34 protein-coding genes are annotated in these 22115 nt (G+C 34.9%); 3 read left to right on the top strand and 31 right to left on the bottom strand.

The window, feature by feature from the left end:
• Nucleotides 1-75 precede the first annotated feature (75 nt).
• From HUE87_RS01160 to rpsJ, 15 genes are read right to left on the bottom strand one after another with little or no spacing between them, the layout of a single operon-like run.
• Nucleotides 76-261 (bottom strand): type Z 30S ribosomal protein S14, encoded by a 186-nt coding sequence (locus HUE87_RS01160; RefSeq protein ID WP_194366930.1) that lies wholly within the window; start codon nt 259-261, stop codon nt 76-78.
• Nucleotides 261-806, bottom strand: coding sequence for a 50S ribosomal protein L5 (gene rplE / locus HUE87_RS01155; RefSeq protein WP_194366929.1), 546 nt, complete (start codon nt 804-806; stop codon nt 261-263). The genes HUE87_RS01160 and rplE overlap by 1 nt, the downstream gene beginning before the upstream one ends.
• Before the next feature lie 4 nt (nt 807-810).
• Nucleotides 811-1041, bottom strand: a complete 231-nt coding sequence (rplX, locus tag HUE87_RS01150; protein WP_194366928.1) for a 50S ribosomal protein L24 — start codon at nt 1039-1041, stop codon at nt 811-813.
• The gene (rplN, locus tag HUE87_RS01145; RefSeq protein ID WP_194366927.1) at nt 1041-1409 is read right to left on the bottom strand and encodes a 50S ribosomal protein L14; all 369 of its coding nucleotides are present in this window, start codon (nt 1407-1409) and stop codon (nt 1041-1043) included. The genes rplX and rplN overlap by 1 nt, the downstream gene beginning before the upstream one ends.
• Complete coding sequence (gene rpsQ, locus HUE87_RS01140) at nt 1409-1657, bottom strand: 30S ribosomal protein S17 (protein WP_194366926.1); 249 nt, start codon at nt 1655-1657, stop codon at nt 1409-1411. The genes rplN and rpsQ overlap by 1 nt, the downstream gene beginning before the upstream one ends.
• 9 nt (nt 1658-1666) lie before the next feature.
• Entirely contained in the window at nt 1667-1852 is a 186-nt protein-coding gene (gene rpmC / locus HUE87_RS01135; protein ID WP_194366925.1) for a 50S ribosomal protein L29, read from the bottom strand.
• Nucleotides 1839-2264 (bottom strand): 50S ribosomal protein L16, encoded by a 426-nt coding sequence (rplP, locus tag HUE87_RS01130; protein ID WP_194366924.1) that lies wholly within the window; start codon nt 2262-2264, stop codon nt 1839-1841. Before rplP ends, rpmC begins: the two co-directional genes overlap by 14 nt.
• 2 nt (nt 2265-2266) lie before the next feature.
• A complete protein-coding gene (gene rpsC, locus HUE87_RS01125) occupies nt 2267-2977 on the bottom strand; it encodes a 30S ribosomal protein S3 (protein ID WP_194366923.1) in 711 nt (236 codons plus the stop codon).
• A gap of 1 nt (nt 2978) precedes the next feature.
• Nucleotides 2979-3296 carry a 50S ribosomal protein L22 gene (rplV, locus tag HUE87_RS01120; RefSeq protein WP_194366922.1) on the bottom strand — a complete coding sequence of 106 codons (318 nt, stop codon included), beginning with the start codon at nt 3294-3296 and terminating at the stop codon, nt 2979-2981.
• Nucleotides 3297-3298: 2 nt separating this feature from the next.
• On the bottom strand, nt 3299-3574 hold the full coding sequence (gene rpsS / locus HUE87_RS01115; RefSeq protein ID WP_194366921.1) for a 30S ribosomal protein S19: 276 nt from the start codon (nt 3572-3574) through the stop codon (nt 3299-3301).
• Nucleotides 3574-4419, bottom strand: a complete 846-nt coding sequence (gene rplB, locus HUE87_RS01110; protein ID WP_194366920.1) for a 50S ribosomal protein L2 — start codon at nt 4417-4419, stop codon at nt 3574-3576. The genes rpsS and rplB overlap by 1 nt, the downstream gene beginning before the upstream one ends.
• 1 nt (nt 4420) lies before the next feature.
• Entirely contained in the window at nt 4421-4702 is a 282-nt protein-coding gene (locus HUE87_RS01105; protein ID WP_194366919.1) for a 50S ribosomal protein L23, read from the bottom strand.
• Nucleotides 4702-5316 (bottom strand): 50S ribosomal protein L4, encoded by a 615-nt coding sequence (gene rplD, locus HUE87_RS01100; protein WP_194366918.1) that lies wholly within the window; start codon nt 5314-5316, stop codon nt 4702-4704. The genes HUE87_RS01105 and rplD overlap by 1 nt, the downstream gene beginning before the upstream one ends.
• The gene (gene rplC, locus HUE87_RS01095; protein WP_194366917.1) at nt 5316-5891 is read right to left on the bottom strand and encodes a 50S ribosomal protein L3; all 576 of its coding nucleotides are present in this window, start codon (nt 5889-5891) and stop codon (nt 5316-5318) included. The genes rplD and rplC overlap by 1 nt, the downstream gene beginning before the upstream one ends.
• 9 nt (nt 5892-5900) lie before the next feature.
• Complete coding sequence (gene rpsJ / locus HUE87_RS01090) at nt 5901-6212, bottom strand: 30S ribosomal protein S10 (protein WP_194366916.1); 312 nt, start codon at nt 6210-6212, stop codon at nt 5901-5903.
• Nucleotides 6213-6369: 157 nt separating this feature from the next.
• Here rpsJ and HUE87_RS01085 point away from each other — a divergent pair, with 157 nt between their 5' ends.
• Together HUE87_RS01085 and rnhB are read left to right on the top strand one after the other, a co-directional pair.
• Entirely contained in the window at nt 6370-7434 is a 1065-nt protein-coding gene (locus tag HUE87_RS01085; protein ID WP_194366915.1) for an ATP-binding protein, read from the top strand.
• Nucleotides 7435-7473: 39 nt separating this feature from the next.
• Nucleotides 7474-8028: a ribonuclease HII gene (gene rnhB / locus HUE87_RS01080; RefSeq protein ID WP_194366914.1), complete on the top strand. Its 555-nt coding sequence runs from the start codon at nt 7474-7476 to the stop codon at nt 8026-8028.
• 199 nt (nt 8029-8227) lie between these two features.
• Here the strand turns inward: rnhB and HUE87_RS01075 are convergent, their stop codons facing one another.
• The 16 genes from HUE87_RS01075 to HUE87_RS01000 form a co-directional block, all read right to left on the bottom strand.
• The gene (locus tag HUE87_RS01075; RefSeq protein ID WP_194366913.1) at nt 8228-9133 is read right to left on the bottom strand and encodes a DUF302 domain-containing protein; all 906 of its coding nucleotides are present in this window, start codon (nt 9131-9133) and stop codon (nt 8228-8230) included.
• A gap of 38 nt (nt 9134-9171) precedes the next feature.
• Entirely contained in the window at nt 9172-9606 is a 435-nt protein-coding gene (locus HUE87_RS01070; RefSeq protein ID WP_194366912.1) for a DsrE family protein, read from the bottom strand.
• Entirely contained in the window at nt 9607-9987 is a 381-nt protein-coding gene (locus tag HUE87_RS01065; protein ID WP_194366911.1) for a thioredoxin family protein, read from the bottom strand. It lies immediately after the preceding gene.
• A gap of 191 nt (nt 9988-10178) precedes the next feature.
• Complete coding sequence (locus HUE87_RS01060; RefSeq protein WP_194366910.1) at nt 10179-11621, bottom strand: OprD family outer membrane porin; 1443 nt, start codon at nt 11619-11621, stop codon at nt 10179-10181.
• A 53-nt stretch (nt 11622-11674) separates the two neighbouring features.
• Nucleotides 11675-13444: a thiosulfohydrolase SoxB gene (gene soxB / locus HUE87_RS01055; RefSeq protein WP_194366909.1), complete on the bottom strand. Its 1770-nt coding sequence runs from the start codon at nt 13442-13444 to the stop codon at nt 11675-11677.
• A 9-nt stretch (nt 13445-13453) separates the two neighbouring features.
• Nucleotides 13454-14218, bottom strand: coding sequence for a sulfur oxidation c-type cytochrome SoxA (gene soxA, locus HUE87_RS01050; protein ID WP_194366908.1), 765 nt, complete (start codon nt 14216-14218; stop codon nt 13454-13456).
• A 3-nt stretch (nt 14219-14221) separates the two neighbouring features.
• Nucleotides 14222-14557, bottom strand: a complete 336-nt coding sequence (soxZ, locus tag HUE87_RS01045; RefSeq protein ID WP_194366907.1) for a thiosulfate oxidation carrier complex protein SoxZ — start codon at nt 14555-14557, stop codon at nt 14222-14224.
• A gap of 130 nt (nt 14558-14687) precedes the next feature.
• The gene (gene soxY, locus HUE87_RS01040) at nt 14688-15158 is read right to left on the bottom strand and encodes a thiosulfate oxidation carrier protein SoxY (RefSeq protein ID WP_194366906.1); all 471 of its coding nucleotides are present in this window, start codon (nt 15156-15158) and stop codon (nt 14688-14690) included.
• 16 nt (nt 15159-15174) lie between these two features.
• The gene (gene soxX, locus HUE87_RS01035) at nt 15175-15699 is read right to left on the bottom strand and encodes a sulfur oxidation c-type cytochrome SoxX (protein WP_194366905.1); all 525 of its coding nucleotides are present in this window, start codon (nt 15697-15699) and stop codon (nt 15175-15177) included.
• A 96-nt stretch (nt 15700-15795) separates the two neighbouring features.
• On the bottom strand, nt 15796-16959 hold the full coding sequence (locus HUE87_RS01030; RefSeq protein WP_194366904.1) for a sensor histidine kinase: 1164 nt from the start codon (nt 16957-16959) through the stop codon (nt 15796-15798).
• Nucleotides 16949-17602 carry a response regulator transcription factor gene (locus HUE87_RS01025; RefSeq protein WP_194366903.1) on the bottom strand — a complete coding sequence of 218 codons (654 nt, stop codon included), beginning with the start codon at nt 17600-17602 and terminating at the stop codon, nt 16949-16951. Before HUE87_RS01025 ends, HUE87_RS01030 begins: the two co-directional genes overlap by 11 nt.
• Nucleotides 17599-18693: a cache domain-containing protein gene (locus tag HUE87_RS01020; protein ID WP_194366902.1), complete on the bottom strand. Its 1095-nt coding sequence runs from the start codon at nt 18691-18693 to the stop codon at nt 17599-17601. The genes HUE87_RS01025 and HUE87_RS01020 overlap by 4 nt, the downstream gene beginning before the upstream one ends.
• A gap of 12 nt (nt 18694-18705) precedes the next feature.
• Nucleotides 18706-19170, bottom strand: coding sequence for a DsrE family protein (locus tag HUE87_RS01015; protein ID WP_194366901.1), 465 nt, complete (start codon nt 19168-19170; stop codon nt 18706-18708).
• Between the two features lie 65 nt (nt 19171-19235).
• Nucleotides 19236-20447 carry a molybdopterin molybdotransferase MoeA gene (locus HUE87_RS01010; RefSeq protein ID WP_194366900.1) on the bottom strand — a complete coding sequence of 404 codons (1212 nt, stop codon included), beginning with the start codon at nt 20445-20447 and terminating at the stop codon, nt 19236-19238.
• Nucleotides 20448-20564: 117 nt separating this feature from the next.
• A complete protein-coding gene (locus tag HUE87_RS01005; protein ID WP_194366899.1) occupies nt 20565-21002 on the bottom strand; it encodes a molybdopterin synthase catalytic subunit in 438 nt (145 codons plus the stop codon).
• A 3-nt stretch (nt 21003-21005) separates the two neighbouring features.
• Nucleotides 21006-21227: a MoaD/ThiS family protein gene (locus HUE87_RS01000; protein ID WP_194366898.1), complete on the bottom strand. Its 222-nt coding sequence runs from the start codon at nt 21225-21227 to the stop codon at nt 21006-21008.
• Nucleotides 21228-21463: 236 nt separating this feature from the next.
• On the opposite strand from HUE87_RS01000, the gene HUE87_RS00995 reads away from it, so the two are divergent.
• Nucleotides 21464-22114, top strand: coding sequence for an MqnA/MqnD/SBP family protein (locus HUE87_RS00995; RefSeq protein ID WP_194367867.1), 651 nt, complete (start codon nt 21464-21466; stop codon nt 22112-22114).
• Nucleotide 22115: the final 1 nt, after the last annotated feature.

Here is a 22115-nt window from a genome sequence, read left to right as displayed (position 1 = left end):
ACTATTTTATAGAGTAATTTAATTAACTATAAAATAATTACTAATAATTAGAAGTTTCCTCTTGGAAGGCAGAGCCTACCAAGAAGACTTTCTAACACCTGGGATTAATCCCTCATTTGCCATTTTTCTAAAACATATACGGCAGATACCGAAGTCACGAAGAACAGAGTGTGGACGACCACAAACCTGACATCTTGTATAACCACGAACCTTGAATTTTGGAGTTCTTGCCGCTTTAGCAATCATCGATTTCTTAGCCATTAGTTGCTCCCTTTACTAAAAGGCATACCAATTTTCTCTAAAAGAGCGAATCCTGCCTTATCTGAATCAGCAGTTGTTACAACTGTGATATTCATACCATGAATTTGCATGATAGAATCATAACTAATTTCTGGGAAAATTAGTTGCTCTTGTAATCCAAAGTTGTAGTTACCACGGCCATCAAAACCATTTCTTGGAACACCACGGAAATCTTTAACACGAGGAAGTGCTATAGCAACTAGGCGATCAAAGAAGTTATACATGTTTTCACCACGAAGTGTAACACGGATACCAACTGGCATACCTTCACGAACTTTAAAACCAGCAACTGATTTTTTAGCTATTACAGTAGTTGCTTTTTGACCAGCAATTTTAGTAATAGTGTCTTCAATGTTTTGGATAAGTTTGTTATCTTTCATTGCAAAACCAGCACCAACAGAGATAATAACTTTATCTAACTGAGGAGTTTGCATAGGATTTTTAATTCCTAAGTCTGCTTGTAATTCAGATTTTAAACCTAAATATTTTTCTTTTAAACGAGCCATCTACTTATGCCTCCACTTTACGAACATTTGAAACATCTATTGGCATCTCTTTATTGATATGTCCGCCTTTAGTGTTCTCTTCAGTTGGTTTGATAGCTTTCTTAGCAACTTTACAACCCTCTACTATTACCTTATTTCTCTTAGGTAATACTTCAAGCACAGTAGCTTTAGTTCCGCGATCATCACCAGCGATAATTTCTACAGTATCGCCTTTTTTGAAATTAAACTTTGCCATTAAACAACCTCCGGCGCGAGAGATACGATTTTCATAAATCCAGCATAACGTACTTCACGAGCAACAGGGCCGAAAATACGAGTACCAATTGGCTCTCTCTTGTCATCAAGTATAACAGCTGCATTATCATCAAAACGGATAAGAGAACCATTTTCGCGCTGGACCTCTTTAGCTACTCTAACGATAACAGCTTTTACAACTTTACCTTTTTTAACTTTAGCAGTAGGTGTCGCCTTCTTAACAGAAGCAACGATAACGTCACCAACTGTTGCGTAACGACGCTTAGAACCACCAAGTACCTTGATACACATAATCTCTTTAGCACCTGTATTATCAGCTACATTTAGACGAGTAAAACCTTGGATCATTATTCTGCTCCCGCTACTACTGTTTTAAGTCTAAAAGATTTAGTCTTTGAAAGTGGACGACATTCGATTGCAACAATCTCATCACCAACTTTTACTTCATTACGCTCATCATGTACTAGGTACTTTTTGAAACGTTTTACAACTTTGTGGTAACGAGGATGCATTACACGGCGTTCTACAAGTAAACTTACTGTTTTATCGCCTGAAATTTTTACAACTTTACCTTGAATTTCACGTTTATGTGTCATTGCCAGCCCCTATTTCGCTGCACTAAGTGCAGTGTTGATTCTAGCAACATCTTTTTTAGCGACACGAAGTTCGCTTGTGTTTTGTAGTTGCATCATCTGTTTTTTTATTTTTAAAGTAAAAAGCTCAGTCTTTCTAACTTTAAGCATTGCTTGAAGCTCTGCTACACTTTTATCTGCTAAATCAGAATATTTCATTGCTCATCTCCGCAGTAATTATTTTAGTTTTGAAAGGTAATTTGTGTAATGCAAGAGTTAATGCTTCACGAGCAAGTTCATGCGGAACACCGGCCATTTCAAATATAATACGACCTGGCTTAATATTCATAACCCATTGGTCAACTGCACCCTTACCTTTACCCATACGAGTTTCAAGAGGTTTTGCAGTTAACGGTTTAGCAGGGAATACACGAATCCAAATCTTACCATTTCTTTTAATATGACGAGTAGCTGAAATACGAGCTGACTCAATCTGACGAGAGTTAATACGACCAGCTTCAACCGCTTTTAAAGCGATATCACCAAATGCTAGCGTAAAACCTGAACGAGCATAACCACGGTTACGACCCTTCATTACTTTTCTATATTTTGTTCTCTTTGGCATTAACATAATTAATCAGCCTTTCTCGGAGCACGCTTTGGACGACGCTCTTGTTTCTCTTGTTTGTCTTCTTGAACTTCAGCAGGAATACCTTTAGTAAGCACTTCACCTTTGAATATCCATACTTTAACACCGATACAACCATAAGTAGTATGTGCTTCAGCAAAACCATAATCTATTTTTGCACGAAGTGTATGTAAAGGAACACGTCCCTCTAAGTACCACTCAGTACGAGCCATTTCAGCTCCACCAAGACGACCACTTACAGACACTTTAATACCTTTAGCACCGCTTCTTTGTGCATTTTGCATAGATTTTTTCATTGCTCTTCTAAAAGCAACACGACGCTCTAGTTGAGTAGCTATGTTTTCTGCAACCAACTGAGCTGAAGTTTGAGCTTTCTTCTCTTCTTTGATGTTTACAGATATCTGCTTACCAACAAGATTTTGAAGAGTAGTTTTAAGCTTCTCAATGTCCGCACCTTTTTTACCAATAATGATACCTGGGCGAGCAGCAACGATAGTTACGCGAAGTCTCTTAACTGTTCTCTCTATAATGATGTTAGCAACACCAGCATAGTAAAGCTCTTTTTTCAAATATGTACGAATTTTGTGATCTTCACCTAAAGATGCTGGCGCAGTCTTAAAATCAGGGAACCAGCGGCTCTCCCAATTGCGGTTAATACCAAGACGTAAACCAATAGGATTAACTTTTTGACCCATACTATTTACCCTCTACTTCTACTAAGATATGTGCTGTTGGTTTTCTGATTCCAGACGCCATACCACGAGCACGTGGACGGAAACGCTTAAGAACAGGACCGTTGTCAACACGACACGATGTTACTGTACAATCTTCAGCTTCACTACCACTATTAGCAACTGCAGATGCAAGCACTTTATAGATGATTTTTGCTGCTTTGTTTGGTGTAAACTCTAAAGCTGCTAGTGCTGCTTCAGCATTCATACCTTGAATCTCTCTTGCAATAAGACGAGATTTGATTGGTGAAACACGGATGTATTTTAATAATGCTCTAGCCATGATTAACCCTTCTTCTGTACAGAGCCCTTATGGCCCTTAAATGTACGAGTTGGTGAAAATTCACCAAGCTTATAACCAATATGGTTCTCTGAAATGTGCACAGGAATAAATTGACGTCCGTTGTGAACGTTAAATGTTAAACCAACCATTTCAGGTATAACCATTGATCTTCTTGACCATGTTTTAATAGGTTTTTTATTGCTTTCAGCTTTTGCTGCAACAACTTTTTTCATTAAATGGTCATCAATGAATGGACCTTTTTTTACTGAACGAGCCATTATCCTACCCTTTTCGCATTTGGTTTACGGCGAGTAATAATAAGTTTATCACTAGCTTTCTTACGGCGAGTTTTAGCACCCTTAGTCGGTTTACCCCAAGGAGTAACCGGGTGACGTCCTGAATTCGTTTTACCTTCACCACCACCATGCGGGTGATCAACTGGATTCATTGCTGAACCACGAGTTTGAGGACGGATACCCATATGACGACTACGACCAGCTTTCGCTATTACTATATTGCCATACTCTTCATTTCCTACTGTTCCAACAGTCGCTAAACACTCACCTAATACTAAACGCATTTCAGATGAAGGCATACGAAGTGAAACATATTTACCATCACGACCCATAATTTGAGCAGAAGTTCCAGCAGCACGACACATTTGTCCGCCCTTACCAGTCTTTAACTCAATATTATGAATAACTGTACCAACCGGGATACTTTTTAGTTTCATAGCATTACCAGGTTTAACATCTAGTCCAGATTCAGCAGACATAACCGCATCACCGACACATAGACCTTTTGGTTGTAATATGTATCTTTTTTCACCATCAGCATATGTAACTAACGCGATACGACAGTTACGGTACGGATCGTACTCAATAGTGCTAACTGTACCTGGAATACCAAATTTATTTCTTTTGAAATCTATGATACGGTAAAGTTTTTTAGCACCAGCTTGTTTATGACGAGATGTGATACGACCATTATTGTTACGACCAGCGTGAGCAGGAAGCTTAACCAATAAAGAACGGACACTAGCTTTCGCTGTGATATCACCACTGTCAACATTAGTATAAAAACGACGAGACGGAGTTACCGGCTTATAAGTTTTAATTGCCATGTTAAACCGCCAAACTTTCTATTTGTGCACCCTCAGGTAATTGAACATAAAACTTTTTGAAGTCATTTTGTTTACCTTGTACACCACGGAAACGTTTTGTTTTTCCGCTTTGATTAAGTGAGTTAACTCTTGATGGAACTATTCCAAAGTACTCACGAAAAACCTCTTTAAGACCTGTTTTAGTCATACGAGGAGATGTTTGAACAACTATAATTCCATCTTCTTGCATACCTAATGTCTTCTCTGTATATAGTATAGATTTAATATCTGTAATATCTGCCATTATTTAGCCTCACCTACAAGATTTTCCCATACCGCTTTTTCGATCACAAGTGAACGATAATTAGCAGCTAAGTAAGCATTTAATTCATTTGCTTCAACAACATAAGTTTGTGAAAGATTCTCAAATGCTAAAAATGTCTTCTCATCTAAGATAGACTTAACAATAAGTACATCTCTTTGATTTAAAGCTTTAAACATTGCATTTGCATCTTTAGTTTTACCAGATGCAACTTCAAAGTTGTCAACTATAAAAAGCGTACCGTTTTGTGCATGCTCGTTTAGAGCAAAGTTAAGAGCAAGTTTCTTTTGCTTTTTATTAACTTTAAGATCATAATTACGGTTGTTATTAGGACCAAATGCCTTACCACCACCCACAAAGACAGGAGAACGACGTGAACCAGCACGAGCGCGACCGCCACCTTTTTGAGCCCATGGTTTCTTACCACCACCTCTAACTTCTGCACGAGTTAAAGCTTTTGAGCTATTTGCTCTCATAGCAGCTTGTGCCGACTTTACATACAGGTATAAGTTATGAGGATTAATACCAGAAAAACTCTCTGGTAATGCTAACTCAGATGCTTTTTCCATTTTTTCATTTAAAACGATTGCGCTCATTATTTAGCTACCTTTACACGACCTAATGAACCATTAGCTCCAGAAACTGAACCAGAAACCGCAATGATTTTGTTTTCAGCATCGTAAGAAACGATTTCATTTTTCACGCTATTTTGTACATTTCCGTATTGTCCAGGCATTTTCTTACCCTTCATTACACGACCTGGCCACTCTGCCATACCGATTGAACCTGTTCTACGACCAAATCTATGACCGTGTGATGCAGGACCGCCAGAGAAATTCCAACGCTTCATAGCACCAGTAAAACCGCGACCTTTAGTAGTAAAAGTAGCTTTTAAAACTTTAGCTTCTGCCAAAGGAGTAAAATCTAAATCTCCAGCTTCAGTGTTAGCTACTTCCATAGTAACTAAACGGTTAAACTCAGATGAAAGGTTATATTTCTTTTGCTGACCTTCAATTGACTTATTCATTTTTTTACCGCGATTGTAAGCAACAATTGCAGTACCCTCATTAACTTCACATACTTTAGCATCTAAAACTCTTAAAAGAGTAACAGGTTTACTAGGAACCGTGATAGTACGGCTCATACCGATTTTTTCAACAATATATTCCACGATGACCTCCTACTTGTCCATAGAGCGAACTTCAACGTCCACTTCAGGTGCAAGATCTAGTTTCATAAGAGAATCTACAGTTTCTGGCGTAGCAGAAACGATGTCAATTACTCTAGCATGCATACGAATTTCAAATTGCTCACGAGCTTTTTTATTAACGTGAACAGATTTTAAAACAGTATATTTACGAATCTTTGTTGGTAAAGGTATTGGACCACGGATTACCGCGCCAGTACGTTTTACAGCCTCTACGATTGATGCTACAGATCTATCAAGTACACGATGATCATAAGCTTTCAATTTTAAACGAATTTTTTCCATGTATTTCCCTCTAAAAGAACTCGTCAGGTCTAGCCTAACTATATTAGTGAAGTGGAATTGTACCCAAACAAGTCTCTATATTCAAGGAAATAAGGGGTAAATATTGATTTTATCTCAAATTTATTTCCTTTTAATAAGGAAATGATAAAATTGCAATATGGAAATATTCTTGGAAGAGTTATATAAAACAGAAATTAGTTTAGATAAATTTCACTATAGAAAAGTATTTTTGGATGATTTGAGCTATCAAATAAATGGTATTTCTCAAAGTGGAAAAACTAAATTAGTAAAAAATTACCTATTAAGCCTAAAAAAGAGCAGTTACTTATATATTGATTGTAGTGATATACGGATAGATATTGATGAATTAAATAAAAATCTATCAATTTTCTGCAATAAAAATAAAATAAGCACCTTGGTTTTAGACAACTATACGCAAAATATTAAAATTGTTAATGTTCCTCAACTAATTACATGTAGTGAAATTAACTATACTATTGATTATTTAAAAACTCTACAGCTTTACCCTCTTGATTATGAAGAGTTTTTAGCTTATGAACATAAATATGATTCTACTGCACTAAACCACTTCTTCCAGCTTGGTGCATTTCCATCAATGCATAAAGTCAATAGTGATGAGCGCAACTTGTATATTCAAAAAACACTAAAGTATGCACTTGATGATATGGAACTTGATATTTTAGTATTTTGCGCAAAGATGATTGCACAAAAGATATCTCCTTTTTCTATATATGAGAGACTCAAACAGACAAGAAAGATTTCAAAAGATAAACTCTATAAATCTATTGAGACCCTAAGTTCTAAAAAATATATTCATCAGCTAGAAAAAACCAACCATGCGAAGGCAACGAAAAAGATATATTTATGCGATATATCTTTAAAGTCTGCCCTTACAATAGATAAGAACTTTGCTAGACTTTTTGAAAATATGATATATTTGGAGTTACTAAAATCAGACATAGAGTGTTTTTATGATGATGGAATTGATTTTTATCTTCCGCAAAGTGATGAAGTTATTTTAGGTATGCCATTTGCGGATGAGAGAACACTATTTAAAAAGATGGAGGCTATTGAAGCTTTTATATTTACACATCAGGTTAAGAGCGTGACTGCAGTTACCATGAGTAGAGAGGGAAGCGTTAGCCATCCACTTTCACATGTAGAGATGATTCCATTTGATATATGGGCCATTGGGGATTAGGCTATCTTTAAATATTACTAAAACTAAAAGGGCAAATAAATGTTTGGAAAATTATGCGGAATTGATGAAGCTGGTCGCGGGCCGATAGCCGGAGATTTAGTTATGGCTGGGTGTATTTTAAACCTGCAGGTAGAAGGCTTGAATGACTCAAAAAAACTGAGTGAGAAAAAAAGAGAAGCTCTATATGAGTTAATTATTAAAGCTGCTTCTTTTCATATAGTTAAGTTTTCCCCTAAAGAGATTGACGATAATGGTATATCAATATGTCTTAAAAGAGGGCTTCAGGAGATAATGAAAAATCTAAAATGTGAAGAGTACCTTTTTGATGGAAACTCCAACTTCGGAGTTAGTGGGCTTCCCACAATGGTAAAAGCGGATGGCAAGGTGGCCGAGGTTAGTGCTGCTTCGATTCTTGCAAAAGTTACACATGATAGAGATATTTTAATAGAAGCTAAAAAGTATCCAGAGTATCAGTTTGAGAAACATAAAGGTTATGGAACAGCCCTACATGTAGAGATGATTAAGAAGTATGGGTATTGTGAAATTCATAGAAGAAGTTATAAGCTCAAAGCACTCGAGCCTACATTATTTTAGTCACTATATGAGCAAAAGCCCATATAGTTTTCGCTAACCGCTATGGTACTAAAGCTAGCCTCTTTGAGGCAGAATATTTAGTCACTAGATGAGCAAAAGCCCATATAGTTTTCGCTAGCCGCTATGGCACTAAAGCTAGCCTCTTTGAGGCAGAATATTTATTCACTTTAAAAGCAAAAGTCATATAGTTTATTTAGTTTTACTCTGTTGCTTCTGCTAAAATAGACTCAAATTGCTTTTGAGCTTTTAATAAAACATCAGTAGCTTCTTTATTTTCTACATGTGCACTGCTTATCCAGTTGTGAACAGCAGGAAATCCAAGAACAATTTTGTCTTCATCTTTTTTCTTATATAACATAAGGCTACATGGAGCAAATGCAGCAGCCTCTGGTCTTGTCAAAGATACAGTATAAATAACTGGTAGTTTACATATTGATATTGTTTCATAAAAATCGTATGGGCTCTCTTTTAAACTCTCATTTACATTCAACTTACTTGGGATAACAAAACCATATAAATCAAAGCCATTATTTAGACTCAACATAAGGTTCTCTCTAGACTCTGCCCAGTCTTCACCATCTAACTCAAGTTCATACTTTGTAACAAGTGACTTGTCTGCTTTAAGAGCATCTTCACTAAGTTTATTATTAGAGTTTGGTAAAGCTTTTTTCAAAACGGCTAAAACTTCTTTTTCTATACTTTTAATAAGAGGATCATCAAATCCTAATATTTTAGCCTGTGCATCAGCTGTTAATACAGATACATGTAGAGTGTCTTCACTTTTACTTTGGTATATTCCAACACCCATTGGCATAAATACTCCAAAATCAGGATATTTAGTAACTAAGTCCATAGACATTTGTTTATGGTAAACAGTAAGAAGTGTAAATACTTTATAACCTGTCTTTTTAAACTGTATCATAAACGGTTTATTCATATTAGAATTTACGCCTATACCGAAGCCTGCATCTACAAATGCTTTTTCAATTTGTACAGTTGTTATAGAACCATCTTTATTATCTACATCAAATAGATGCAAATCACCTTTTGCTGACAACACAGAAACACTTAAAAGTGCAACAATTAAACTTATGATTTTTTTCATTTCTTTTCCTTTGATTTTTAATTTAAGTAAATTATTGTTTATGGAACAATATTTACCCAACCCTCTTTAACGCGCTCTATCATCTCTACAATACCTGCTGTAACTATCTCAGTACCATCTACAAGTTCGTCCTCTTTTATACCCTTAGTTCTCATAGTATTGCCACATGCAACAAACTCTACATTTACTTGCATCATTGCATCTATACGTGCAGCTATTGCTTTTTCTTTTTTAAGTAAAGCTCTAATTCCATGGTAGTAAGCGACAATTCTCATATTTACATTTTCAGGTCCGTAAAATTTGAGCACATTATTAGCACTGCTTAACACATGGTTTATCTCTTCATCATCTGCACTCTTTATGGACAACACTACTTTTCTTGGCTCTACTATTGAAGGGGCAGGTTCTGCGAACTCGGTATCTCCAATTACAAAAGAGGTACTGAGTAACAATACAAGTATATATTTAATCATCTACTCTCCTTTGATATTTTTAGTTAAGTCTTTGAAATCCTCTATATTCCAAGAGCCAGGTATAGTTTTCACTATATTATTATTTTTATCTAAAAAATAAAAAGTCGGTGTCATTTTCACTTCAACATCCAATGGCATCTCCTCGTTATCTAAATTTATCTTAACTGGTATAAAGCGTTCTTCCAACCACTGAGACATCTCTTCATTATAAAAGACATTTTTATCCATTTTTATACAATATTGACACTCTGTTCTTATAACATCAATCATTATTACCTTAGAGCTTTTTTCTTGCAATTTTAGAGCATCTTTGTAAGTATGCCACTCCAATGCAGACAAGTTAAAAAAACAAAATAACAAAACCATAGAAATTTTTATCATAACTCTACTTTCACTCTATATAAATTAAAAAAACCACTATACATAAACTTTATAATTTATATCATTAAATTGCTTATATTATTTTAGTGGCTATTGCAGTTACTAACATTTTTATATAAAACAGGAGAGAACTATAATAAATGAACTAACAGCAACTACAATAACCACTAACATAATATTTTAACTACCTCTTAAAAGAAGTAGTTTAATTCAACACGATATTCATTGTATGAAGTATCTTTTCCAGCTTTTACATCTGCATCCACAAAACCTAGTCTTACTTTAAGTTCTAAGTCTTTACCAATGTTTTGACGAGCATCAATATGGATAATATTACTGTCTGCAGCTACTCCAGGTTTAGTCTCATCGAAATCTTGAACAGCATATCTTGCCATAAGGCTAAATCCTGGGATCATATCTGCTTTACCAAAGTCATACCCAAGTCTTAACATATATGTTTTAGTATTTGCATACCAGTTATACTGAGCCATTGCACGAGTAAATCCACCAGTAGGAAAACCTCTCCATGGAGCTACGATATCTGCTTCATCAGCAATTTTAGAGTAACCGATACGACCTAAAAATGCTTTGTTTTTAACATCAAGTCTAAGAGCAAGTAAACTAGAGTCTAAGCTATTTGGATCTGTATAGTTGTCTGTTTTTTTACCCAAGTTTGCAACCGCAGTAGTAGAATCTAAATCATCCATTTGATTCATATATCTAATACCCGGTGCAATTTTCCAATCACCGCTTACTGGAATAGTGTAGTGAGCCTCTAGAGTTAAGTTACTAATAACATCAGGAACCCTCGCATAACTAATATTTGCTTTTAAGTTTTTGATAGATTTGTTTGTAACAGATGCTATTTGCAAAGTATTATCAATTCCAACTTTTGCAACATCCAAACTTTTATTTACAGCAGAGTCATCATTTTGTGACCACTTCTGTTCACTTGTAGAACCGCCTCCAAATGCAATTACATCATGACCTGAAGTATGGTCACGCAGTTTTTGTGCGGTAAAATACGCTAATTGTATAGTAGTATCTGGAATGTCTTTAATAGTAGCTGTTACACCATCAAAAGTATTTGGTATCATTTTTGTGTCGTTAGATTTTGTAAAAACAGTCTCTAACATTTGTCGACCAACTTTAATGCTTGTTTTAGCTGCATCATATTGTAGATAAGCTTGACCTAACACAGTCATTCCATAGTGACCACCAGTTAAAACATCACGACGGCTAAATGTATCTTTACCTGCCTTTGAACTTCCAACATCCTCTTTATCCATACGAAAGAAAGGGTTTTGTGATGTGTACAGACCTACCGTACCGCTTAAGCCATTAAGTGGTGCAGACTTATATATTAAACTAGCTCCTACACCAAGGTTTCTATTGTCTTTGCCTGCAGCAGGATCTTTATCCCAGTCCCAATAAAAAGCATTTGCTCTTAAACGACCATAAAACATACCCTCAGTAAATGCTTCTTTAATTGTATTTACTGGAGCTGGAAGTTTAGTGTACTCTACAACCATATTACCTTTTAAAGTAACTTTGTCTGATTTAAGTGTTGCCTGAGCTGACGAAGCCAAAGCAATAACTGTAAACGCTGCTATACTTAATTTAGATATTTTCATATTAACCCTTTTTATAAAAATTTATTTCCATATTAAATACGGAATAACGAAGCTTATGAACAGCTTCTTGAGCCCTCAACTGGGCAACCGCAGTCGTAATCAACCAAAGTAACATTACCGTCGTTACTTACGTCAACAACTTTTTGTTTTTTAATATAATCTCTTGTAACATCGTAAACTGCTCTGATTTTATCTTTTTGAAGATTTTCACCAGCATTTTGTAAATTCCCACCCCAAGAAGAGACAATATAAGTCTTTTCTAAATCAATTGGTTTACCACCAACTGTAAGCTTAGAGATTCTCTCTCCAGCTTTGTTTGCTACGGCTATACTATATGTTATACCGCCAAGACGGCTCATATCACCACCTTGTTGGTAAAGTGGATTTGCATTGAAAACATTATCTGCAATATCTTCTAAAAGAGTAGCAATCCTTTTACCTTTTAGCTCAAATGTATACACATTCGGATATGTTATTCCACACATCTCATATACATTATCCATTAAAATATCATCACCGGCTAAAACAGTTGTTCCCCATCTATACCCAGGTGTAAATGAGATATCACACTTCATCTCATCCATAATTGCATCATTTATCAACTGATCGAAAGTTGAGAAAAATGTATCTCTTTTATAAAGTGTATTTTTAGTTTTACCAAGCACTTCATTAAACTCTGAAGCAAATGGAGCATAAAGCTCATCTACCAACTTAACACCTGCTGGATCAGCCGGTATCATATTTGATGCTATTGGGATAAGTTTATACTCATAATCAATAACTTTACCATCTTTAGCATCAACGTCTAAACGTCCGATATACTTACCATGACTTCCCGCAATTACAATAACAGTTCCGTTAATTGTAATAGGCTTAGGAGAAGGGTCATGAGTATGTCCGCTTAAGATAAAGTCTATACCATGAACCTGACGTGCAACTTCTTGATCAACACTAAATCCGTCATGTGATAAAACAACCACACAATCAACTTTGTGCACTTTTCTAAGCTCGTTAACATACTCTTGAAGTGTTTCAAGTCTAAGACCAAAACTCCACCCTTGCGTAAACTCTTTAGGGTTTGCAGTTGATGTAAATGGAAAAGATTGTCCAATAATACCAATCTTAGCTCCACCTTTTTCCTGAATCGTATATGGCTCAAATATCAACTCTTCATACTCATCCGAAAATGAATCGTCACCGACTATATTTTGCGAAATAAACTTAGCATCAAGCATCTCTATAAGCTCTTTAACACGCTCTTTACCGTAAGTAAATTCCCAGTGTCCAACCATTACATCAACACCTAAGTAGTTTTGCGCTTTTACAATAGCTTCACCCTTAGTTTTTAATGCAACGCCTGTACCTTGCCAAGTATCTCCTGAGTCAAGAAAAAGAACATTTTCTGCTCCTCTCTCAGCTCTGATATGCTCAAGAACAGTTTTTATATGAGCTATACCGCCCATCTTTCCAAACTTTTTAGCCAGAGTGTCAAAGTCCATATGCGTATCAAAATATGCGTCTAATGAACTTGGCTCTAAACCATAATGTTTTGCAAAAGCTTCTCCACATAAAAATCCCGGTGTTCCAACTAAGTTTGGAGCAGAGATTAAAGTAGATGGCTCTCTCCAATACAACGGCTTAATATGTGCATGTAAATCACACATATGAAGCAAAGAAAAGTTACCAGTTGCCTTAAAATCATAAATATCTTTCAGAGATATTTGAGCTGGTGTTTTTGCTGATGCACTAGTACATCCTGCAGTTGCTGCACCTAAACCAAATATCGCTGCTATATGCATAAAGTCTCTTCTAGAAATTTCCATTATGCATCCCTATCTTTTTAAACCAGGTATAGCAATAGTTTTACCTTTTGCTTTATCTGTAATATAAACTTCAAGTGCAACCATCTCAGGTGAACCGATTGGAATAACAGCTAAAAGTGCATTTTTCATACACCCTTGAAAACGGCGCTGAAGTGTTCTTAAAGATGACTTAGTCATTCTGTATGCCGGCCAAGTACCACCTGCATTTTGAGCACCTAAATCCGGAAGTGGCTGAGTTCTTAAAACAGAACCAATAACATCTGGACTGTGACAACTTAAACATGCCAAACCTCTGCCACCTCTTTTAGTATCAAATGTTTTTTGACCCAAAGCGAATGCTTCTTTCATTTGTTTATTTGCATTTACATCTATATTTATTGCTTCATCATTTGCTAAAGATTTTACATATGCAAGCATATTAAACATATCTTTGCTTTTTAACTTATATGGTTTTTTTCCTGCATCAAACATCATAGCTTGAAGTACTTGGTCTATTCCAACAACCATATCAAACTTCTCTACATAACGGGGAAAGCCAGCTATATATTTTGGTAACTCATCTTCGCTCATACCTAAGTATTTAGCAAAAGCTGAATCTCCACCAATTTCACCTAGTAATTCACTACCACTTTCAACCATTATATCTGCTGGATTATTCTCCAACATCTCTGCATACATTGCACGGTCAGCATCACTCATAGCAAACTGTTCACCACCAAAAGAGAATGATGATAAAAGTGCTACTGACAATACTATTTTAGTTGCTATTTTCATCGATTATCCTTTTGGCTTTATCTTTGTACTTTTTTCATTTACTTCGCCGCTGCTGTCAGTATATGTTACTTTTAGCTCTCCGCTGCCGTTAATCTTCATGTATGTTGTAAATACTGGATTTACAGATAATGTCTCCCATACTTTCATTGTAGTGATTACTTTACCGTTATACTCAAACTTTACATCATTGATATATAGAGCAGGAATAACTTGTTTTGTTTTTTTATCTTTACGTAATCCTGTTTCCATAGGATGCATAACCATAAAACTTACCTTAACAACTTCGCCATCTTTATATTTTTTTGGCTTAATCTTAATTAGTGCTTGACTTTTTCCCATTTTTTATCCTTTATTACTGTTTTATACGTCTATCTGAGTAAGAACCCAGTCAGACTATGCTAGCCGCTGTGGCGCTAAAGCTAACCTCTTAAGAGGTATAACAACTTTACATTTATCTACTGGTTTAAAATCAACCACATCCACCGATAGTAACTTTTACACTTTGAGCAGCACTTAAAAATGTTCCATCGCTTAACTCTACTAAAGCTGCAACTTCTTGAGTTTGACCAAGTTTAATACGTGTTGCAAACATAGCCTTACCGTTATCAGGAGTTAAAAACACATCAATACAACGAGTGTTACCATTTTTAGTTGCAAAAATATGTATAGCTTTTACATAATCAGAATCCGTCATTGGGCTATCAACTGTTACTGTTACAGGAACAACTGCACCATTCTCAGCTATCTCTGGAACTTTTAACTCAACTTTTGAAGATACAACAACAGGTTTACCGCCTGTTATAACCTCAACTGCTTGCTGATATGAAAAATCATTCGGCCCTTTTGTTTTTTTAGCATCTGCTGCAAAACTCATAGCTGGAGCAACAGCAGTAACAGCTGCAACCGTACCTAGTTGTTTAAAAAAGTCTCTTCTTTGCATTTTTTATTTCCTTGTATTATTTTGGAGATACGATATATGAAGTAATATCACATATTTCTCTTTCGTTGAATAACTTAGTAGTTAAATTAACTGTCATGTGTGTTTGTGCATTGTCAACTCTAGGGTCTGCAATCTTTTGATATACAAACTGGTTGTCTCTAACATTTGTTGCCATAAACATAGCGTTGTAGTTACTTAAATCAGGACCGATATTTCCAGCACCTACTGCGTCTTCTATATTGTGACATGCTACACAGTTACCATACTGCTTATTGTTGCCTTTTTCATCTTTTTTACTTAGACCTGCAGGAGCATCCCCTTTAACTTTTCCACCATTTAGATTATGGAATATAAAAGCACCTCTAGCAATAGCATCTTTGTCGGTTGATATACATCCAGCAGGCATTGTGTAAACTGTTGCTGGCGCCAGTAGATCTTTATCTATTATTTTACTCGCGTTTGGACTCTCTATTACACTGCTGTAATCAGTAGCTAATAGTGAAGCTCCAACTAGTAATGACACCATAATTGTTTTCTTCATTTGTCTTACTCCTTAGTTGTTTCAGTGGTAAGTTTAACTGCTAAGTGTAAAATTTGTATAAAATGTGGGAAGTTTTTAAAAAGAATGTTACTTAATTCAATTTAGTGTAACAATTGCTGCAGGAAACTTATATGTGAAAGTGCTCCCTTTTTTCGGTGTAGAGTCAATAATAAGCTCAATACCAGCCTTGTCTATGATTGATTTGACAATATTCAAACCTATACCAAAGCCGCCAGTCTGGTTACTCTCACGATAGTAACGGTTAAATATTTTGTCCACATCCTCTATCCCGATACCGTAATCCTTAAAAGATAAAAAGCAAATACCATCTTGTACAAATAAGTTTACCTCTATTGTACTTTTCTCATAAGAGTACTTGATTGCATTTGAAATATTGTTATCAATCACCCTTTGAAACTGTTTTGTGTTCATATACAAAGAGATATTATCCTGAATATCACTGCTGAGTGTAATATTTTTCATTTGAGCAACTTCTAAGAAGTAATCTATCCGCTCTTGTAAAAACTCCGCCATGTTAATTGGCTCTTTTTCAAAATCCAATCTGTCGTACTTAATAAGGTAGTCCATGTCATTATAAATATTAGACAGAACTTTAGCTGCGGCTTTCATTCTTTGCAAATATTTGTTAGGGGTATGCTTTCTGTTATAAAGGTCAATATTTACATTTATTATAGACAGAGGGGTATTGATCTCGTGAATAGAGTCTTTTATAAAATTATCCAGTTTTTTATTTACCTGCTTAAAAGGTTTTGCAAAGCGATTTAAAAAAAGAAAGCTTAGAGCAAAAACCAATATAGCTATTGAGAGTAAAATAAACATAGACTTTTCATAAACTTCAAAATATGACAATCTGTTTTTTATAACTAAGTAATCGGCACCAAAATACTTTCCTGCCGGTAGTTTTGTTATAAGATATGCATCTTTATCATCAACATGGTACCCCTCTAGAAAATATTTTATCGGTTTTTCTATTAGAGAGAATATTGGTTTTTGCTGATAATCGTAAAGACCCGACTTAAATGTTTGAAATCTCGGATACTCAAAATATTCATCATCTTGAGTATGCTCCTGCATCATCTGCACAACAAGATATGATTGATTTTTCAAATGCAGTTCGTTCTGTACGCCATACAAATTTTTCATATGAACAGTGTAAAAGAACAGTGGTGCTAAAAGAATTATTGTTATTAAGACAGTATAGATATATGCATACTTTAGTCCGTATCCGTCATCGTTCAATTATATACCCCAACCCTCTTCGATTTTGCACTATTGACTCTGGTAGTTTTTGCTTTAAGTTATTCACCTGAACTCTTATTGTTGCCGGTTCAACATACTCTCCCCATATTTCATCCTGAAACATCTGCATTGACACAACAGAGTTCTTATGTTTTATCAAAAGCTCTAAAATATCTTTTTCAGCTTTTCTAAGAACTATCTCATCTTCCTTGCATGTAAGCTTACCTTTTGTCATATCATAAGATATATCACTATTTAAAGAGATAATTTCGCTATCATCAAGATAGTGGCTGGTATATGCCTGATTTATTCTAAGCTCTAGCTCAAGCAGATCAAAAGGTTTACGAATATAATCACAACAGCCTCTTTTATACCCCTCTTTTAAATCATTCATATCTATCATGGAGGTTAAAAAAATTGCAGGTGTTTTATTACCATCTTTTCGTATAGATTTTAAGAGATCAAATCCGTTCATAGTTGGAACATTAACATCTAAAAGCAGAATATCGTATGACTTGGAATAAATGGCATCGTAAGCTTCTAATCCGTCAGAGAAGTCATCCACCTCATACTCTAAATCATCTAAAAACTCTTTAATACTCATTCTCAACGAGTACTCATCTTCCAGCAGTAAAATTCTCATCTTATTTTCCCGTCAACTTTTTTAATAATTTTTTGTTCTAAAATTATTTGTATTAGTTCATCTTTAGAATATTTATCTAATTTTTTTTGAACTATCTCCAAATACTTTTTTTTATCCTCTTTTGAAATAATATCTCTTAATGACAAAAGTGACTTTATTTCAATATTATCATTCAAAGCATCTTCATAATTATGTTCTTTGATAATATCATATAGGTTGTTTCTAGTCATGTTTATAAGAAAAGATACATCATCTTTTGGCTCTTTGAAATATTCTAAATACTCTTTATCTAAAACGAAGAGAAACATACCAATAGATTCCCCATCGCCATTTTTCATATTTTCATAAAATATATACTTATCACCTCTGTGCAGTATGCGGTTTATTTTAAGTTTTTTAAAATCTATATTATTGAGCATTTTAATATTGTTATGATTGTAGTTTCTGTTTGAAAGTATATACTTGTCTACGGTAACGTTCTCTTGCATAAAAACAGATATATCAAAATACTTGTCATCCATTAATACATATAAATCAATACCCATATTTTTAAAAAAATCAGTAATTGAATCAAAAAAACTAATTATTTCTACAAACCCAAGGAGTGTCTCATCTTTATATACAGGAACTGTTGTTTTAATACTCAACATTCTCCCCACTTCTATAGAAGTACGAGGAGTCTTGTGCGTTTGGAAATATTTCAGGTCTGTTCTATACTCCTGCAAAGGCATACCTGCATATGTATTATCCCAACTTCTAGAAAATATATTGTAATCTGTGGTAATTATCTGCGTTCTAATTACTATATTTGTATTTTCTTTGATTGTATTCATAATATCTGAAAGGATTTCATAGCCTAAATCTTCATCATCATTTTCAAGAGCATTTATAAGAGCCTCATTTTTAGACAATGAGATTGCGATATTTAAAGAGTTTATTTTTTCATTTTTTAGCTGAGATTCTAGTGTTAGGAGAGATTTATCAAGGATGTAGTCAATTTTTTGCTCTTTAATCGTATCTCTAAAATAGATAATTAGTAGTATTATGACAACAATAACAAAAGTAAATATTGGTACTAATTTTTTTAACATGTAAAGAATTATTTACTTGACTGGAACATAAGCAGAACCGTTGTTTTGGGTATCAATCAGTCCTATCATAGCATTTGGTATAAGCTCCACAAAATCATACATATCTTCTTTTTTTATTAAGTGCTTATCCATACCAGATTTACAGATTAAGAATTTTACGTTGTATGTCTCACTAAGAGATTTAACCCTTATGGCAAGCTCTTTTTGCTCTTTTATAAGTTCTTTGTCCTCTTTGTATTTAGAAGAGGCTACATCTTTTAAAAAGAATTTATAAGCGCCGCCATGGATAACCGCTACTACTTCGAGCTCTTTAAACTTACCCTCATAGTATGCTTTATTTTTCGCTACACCACTTATGACACTCTGCTTAAACTTTCCTATGTCAGAGGTAGTTACATCAAGAACCAGCTTATATATATCTTCATCAGCTCTGAGTAAACCTAAAAAAATGGTAACTATAATAATAAATTTTTTCATTTTCAACTCTTTAATATAAAATATTTTTAACGAGTATATCAATATAATGTAAAATAAATATAAAACTAAAAACTATCCAGTAAAATTACATTTACAAAAGTACCTTCTGACAAATTACCATCTTCTTCACCTGCAACCATTAAAGCACTTGAATCTAACAAGTTAGTAAGTATCGCAGAACTTCCAACCTTCTTATTTTTAAAATTTACAAAATACTCACCATCTTCTACCACTACATTACAGGCGGTAAACTCTGTAAGTTTGCTTCTTTTGTTGAACTCTTCACTAAGTTTTGCCTCTACAGTTTTATAAGCAGAGTCACGTCCAAGCATTTTAGCTATTAGCGGAAGTACATAAAGAATTGATGTTACGGTTGAAGAGTATGCAAAACCTGGAAGTGCTAAAACAAATTTGTCTGCTCTTTGCGCCACTAGGATATGCTTACCCGGTTTAATAGCTACACCCTTGTAGATTACTTCTGCACCAAGGCGAGGCACTATATCTTTAACAAAATCATAGTCTCCAACACTCACTCCGCCTGTACTCACCAATATATCAGCACACGAGAGGGCATTTTCAAATGTTTTCATAATTGAATCTCTATCATCACCAACAGTTCCAAGCTGGATAACATCTGCTCCCGCCTGTTCAAAAAGAGCACACAAAGTATAGTTGTTTGAGCTTCTTATTTGTGATGGATTAGTGCTGTTTACGCCAAGGTCTAAGATTTCACTCCCTGTAGATATTACTGCTACTCTGGGCTTGAGTGCAACTTTAACCATTACTTTATTGAGTCCTGCCATAACACCAATCTGAGCAAAACCAATCTTTGTACCTTTTTTAATAAGTACATCTCCGGCTTTATACCCTTCGCCAATCGGTCGAACAGATGAGCCAAGAGGGACTTTTTCATCTATTGTAATTTTGCCATCATTTACAGTTACATTCTCAATTTGAATAAGTGTATCTGCACCTTTAGGCATCATAGAACCTGTAAAAGTCTTGATGCACTCTCCACTCTTTACAACTCTTGTCTCAGCATGTCCTGCAGGGTTACTCCCTAGTATGCTTATACCATCACAATCTAAATCAGCGTGAATAACAGCGTAGCCGTCCATTGAAGCTGTTGGAAACTGAGGATCATTATACTCTGCAACTATATCTTCTGCCAAAACTCGTCCAAGAGAAAAACTCAGTGGCAAATTTTCATGTCTAGCTGAGTTAACCTCAAGTAAATCTAACATATTTTGGCTCGTCTCGTATGATAAAAGACTCATTTTAATTTATCCTTAATTTTATTACATAAAATGAAGGGAACCTTCATATATTAATCCCATTAAGGAACAAAGTCCCTTAACTCCGCTTACGCCGCTGTGACGACTAAAGTTATTAGCTTAAGCTAATAAACCGCTACCATTTATAGCAGTTGAGCGATCAAGAGCATATATTCTCTCTCCGCCTTTTAGGTCATATTTCCATATAGGGGCAGACGCTTTAAAATCCTCTACAAACTCATCTATAAACTCCAAAGCGACTCTGCGCTTTGGCGAGAAAACTGCCGCTATGTAAGATGATTCATGGAGCATTACGTCTCCCTTAGAGTGAGCCATTTTTATAATAGCCCCTTTAGCCTCTGCTTTTTCTTGCCAAGCTTTGAACCAAGAGTTTAAAATAGGTTCATACAAATCAAAACTTAATCCGTCAATATCATCTTCGCTTCTAACGGTTCCAACAAAAGGGATGTACGCTCCGTAATTACTTGTAGCCTCTTGTTCATACCACTCTTTTAAAATTGTTGGTACATCTAAAGGTCCGTCATATAAATATAACACTTATCAACCTCCGCAGACTGGTGGAAGCAGTGAAACTTTATCGCCATCTTTTAGTGTAAAGTCACGAGAGCTTACTAGTGTGTCATTTACAGCTACAGCTGAATTTTCCAACCACTTTTGCATCTCTTTATCGTCTTGAAGTATTTTTGCTAATTCGCTTAAATTTGTTATCTCTAGCTCTAAAGGCTCTTTTTGTATTGGTCCTAAAAATTCTACTCTTACCAAAATATCTCCTTAATTTTATTTCACACCCTCAAGGGGTACCTAGTAAAATAAAGTAAACTACCTACTTTATTTATCCGTAAAAAGAACATGTCCCTTTTACTTCGCTAACGCCGCTGAGGCGACTCTTCGTGGATAATGCCAAATGTTAGCATTCCTTAAAGTTAATTTATTAGTGCGATTATATCAAAATAAGCTAAGGCATGTATAATTTCAATAATATAATTTTGGAGCAAAATGTGGTTTTTGGCAAAATAGAATATCTAAATCTTTTACCATTTCATGTGTTTATGAAGCGATTTACAAAAAGTAGCCAACAGAGCATGAGTATGCACTATAAACGTGGTATTCCTTCAAAGATAAATAAAGATTTTATTTCACGCAGAGTAGATGCTGCTTTTATCTCTAGTATAAGTGCAAAAAAATATTTACATGTAGATTTGGGAATCATTGCAAAAAAAGAAGTTTTAAGTGTTTTGGTTATTCCACATGTAGATAGTGTTGACGACACAGCATCAGCAAGTTCAAATGTCTTAGCTAAGGTTTTAAATGTTCACGGAGAGGTTATTATAGGAGATAAAGCTCTTAAATATTATCTGCAAAATAAGCCACATGTAGACTTAGCGCGAGAGTGGTACAAAAGATACAATCTCCCCTTTGTTTTCGCACTTTTGTGTTTTCATAAAGATAAAAAACTTTACAAAAGTATACAAAATAATTTCCTAAAACAAAAGGTGAAAATTCCACAATATATCTTAAAACAGGCATCTCTGCGAACGGATATCTCTCAAAAAGATATTTTAAACTATCTAAAATATATCTCTTACGAACTTGATGCAAAATCTAAAAAAGGACTTATGAAGTTCTACAAAGAGGCTAAGAACTCCTAGC

Source organism: Candidatus Sulfurimonas marisnigri, assembly GCF_015265475.1.
GTDB lineage: Bacteria > Campylobacterota > Campylobacteria > Campylobacterales > Sulfurimonadaceae > Sulfurimonas > Sulfurimonas marisnigri.
Note: the sequence above shows the minus strand (reverse complement) of the source record. Positions and strands in the feature narration are given on the sequence as shown.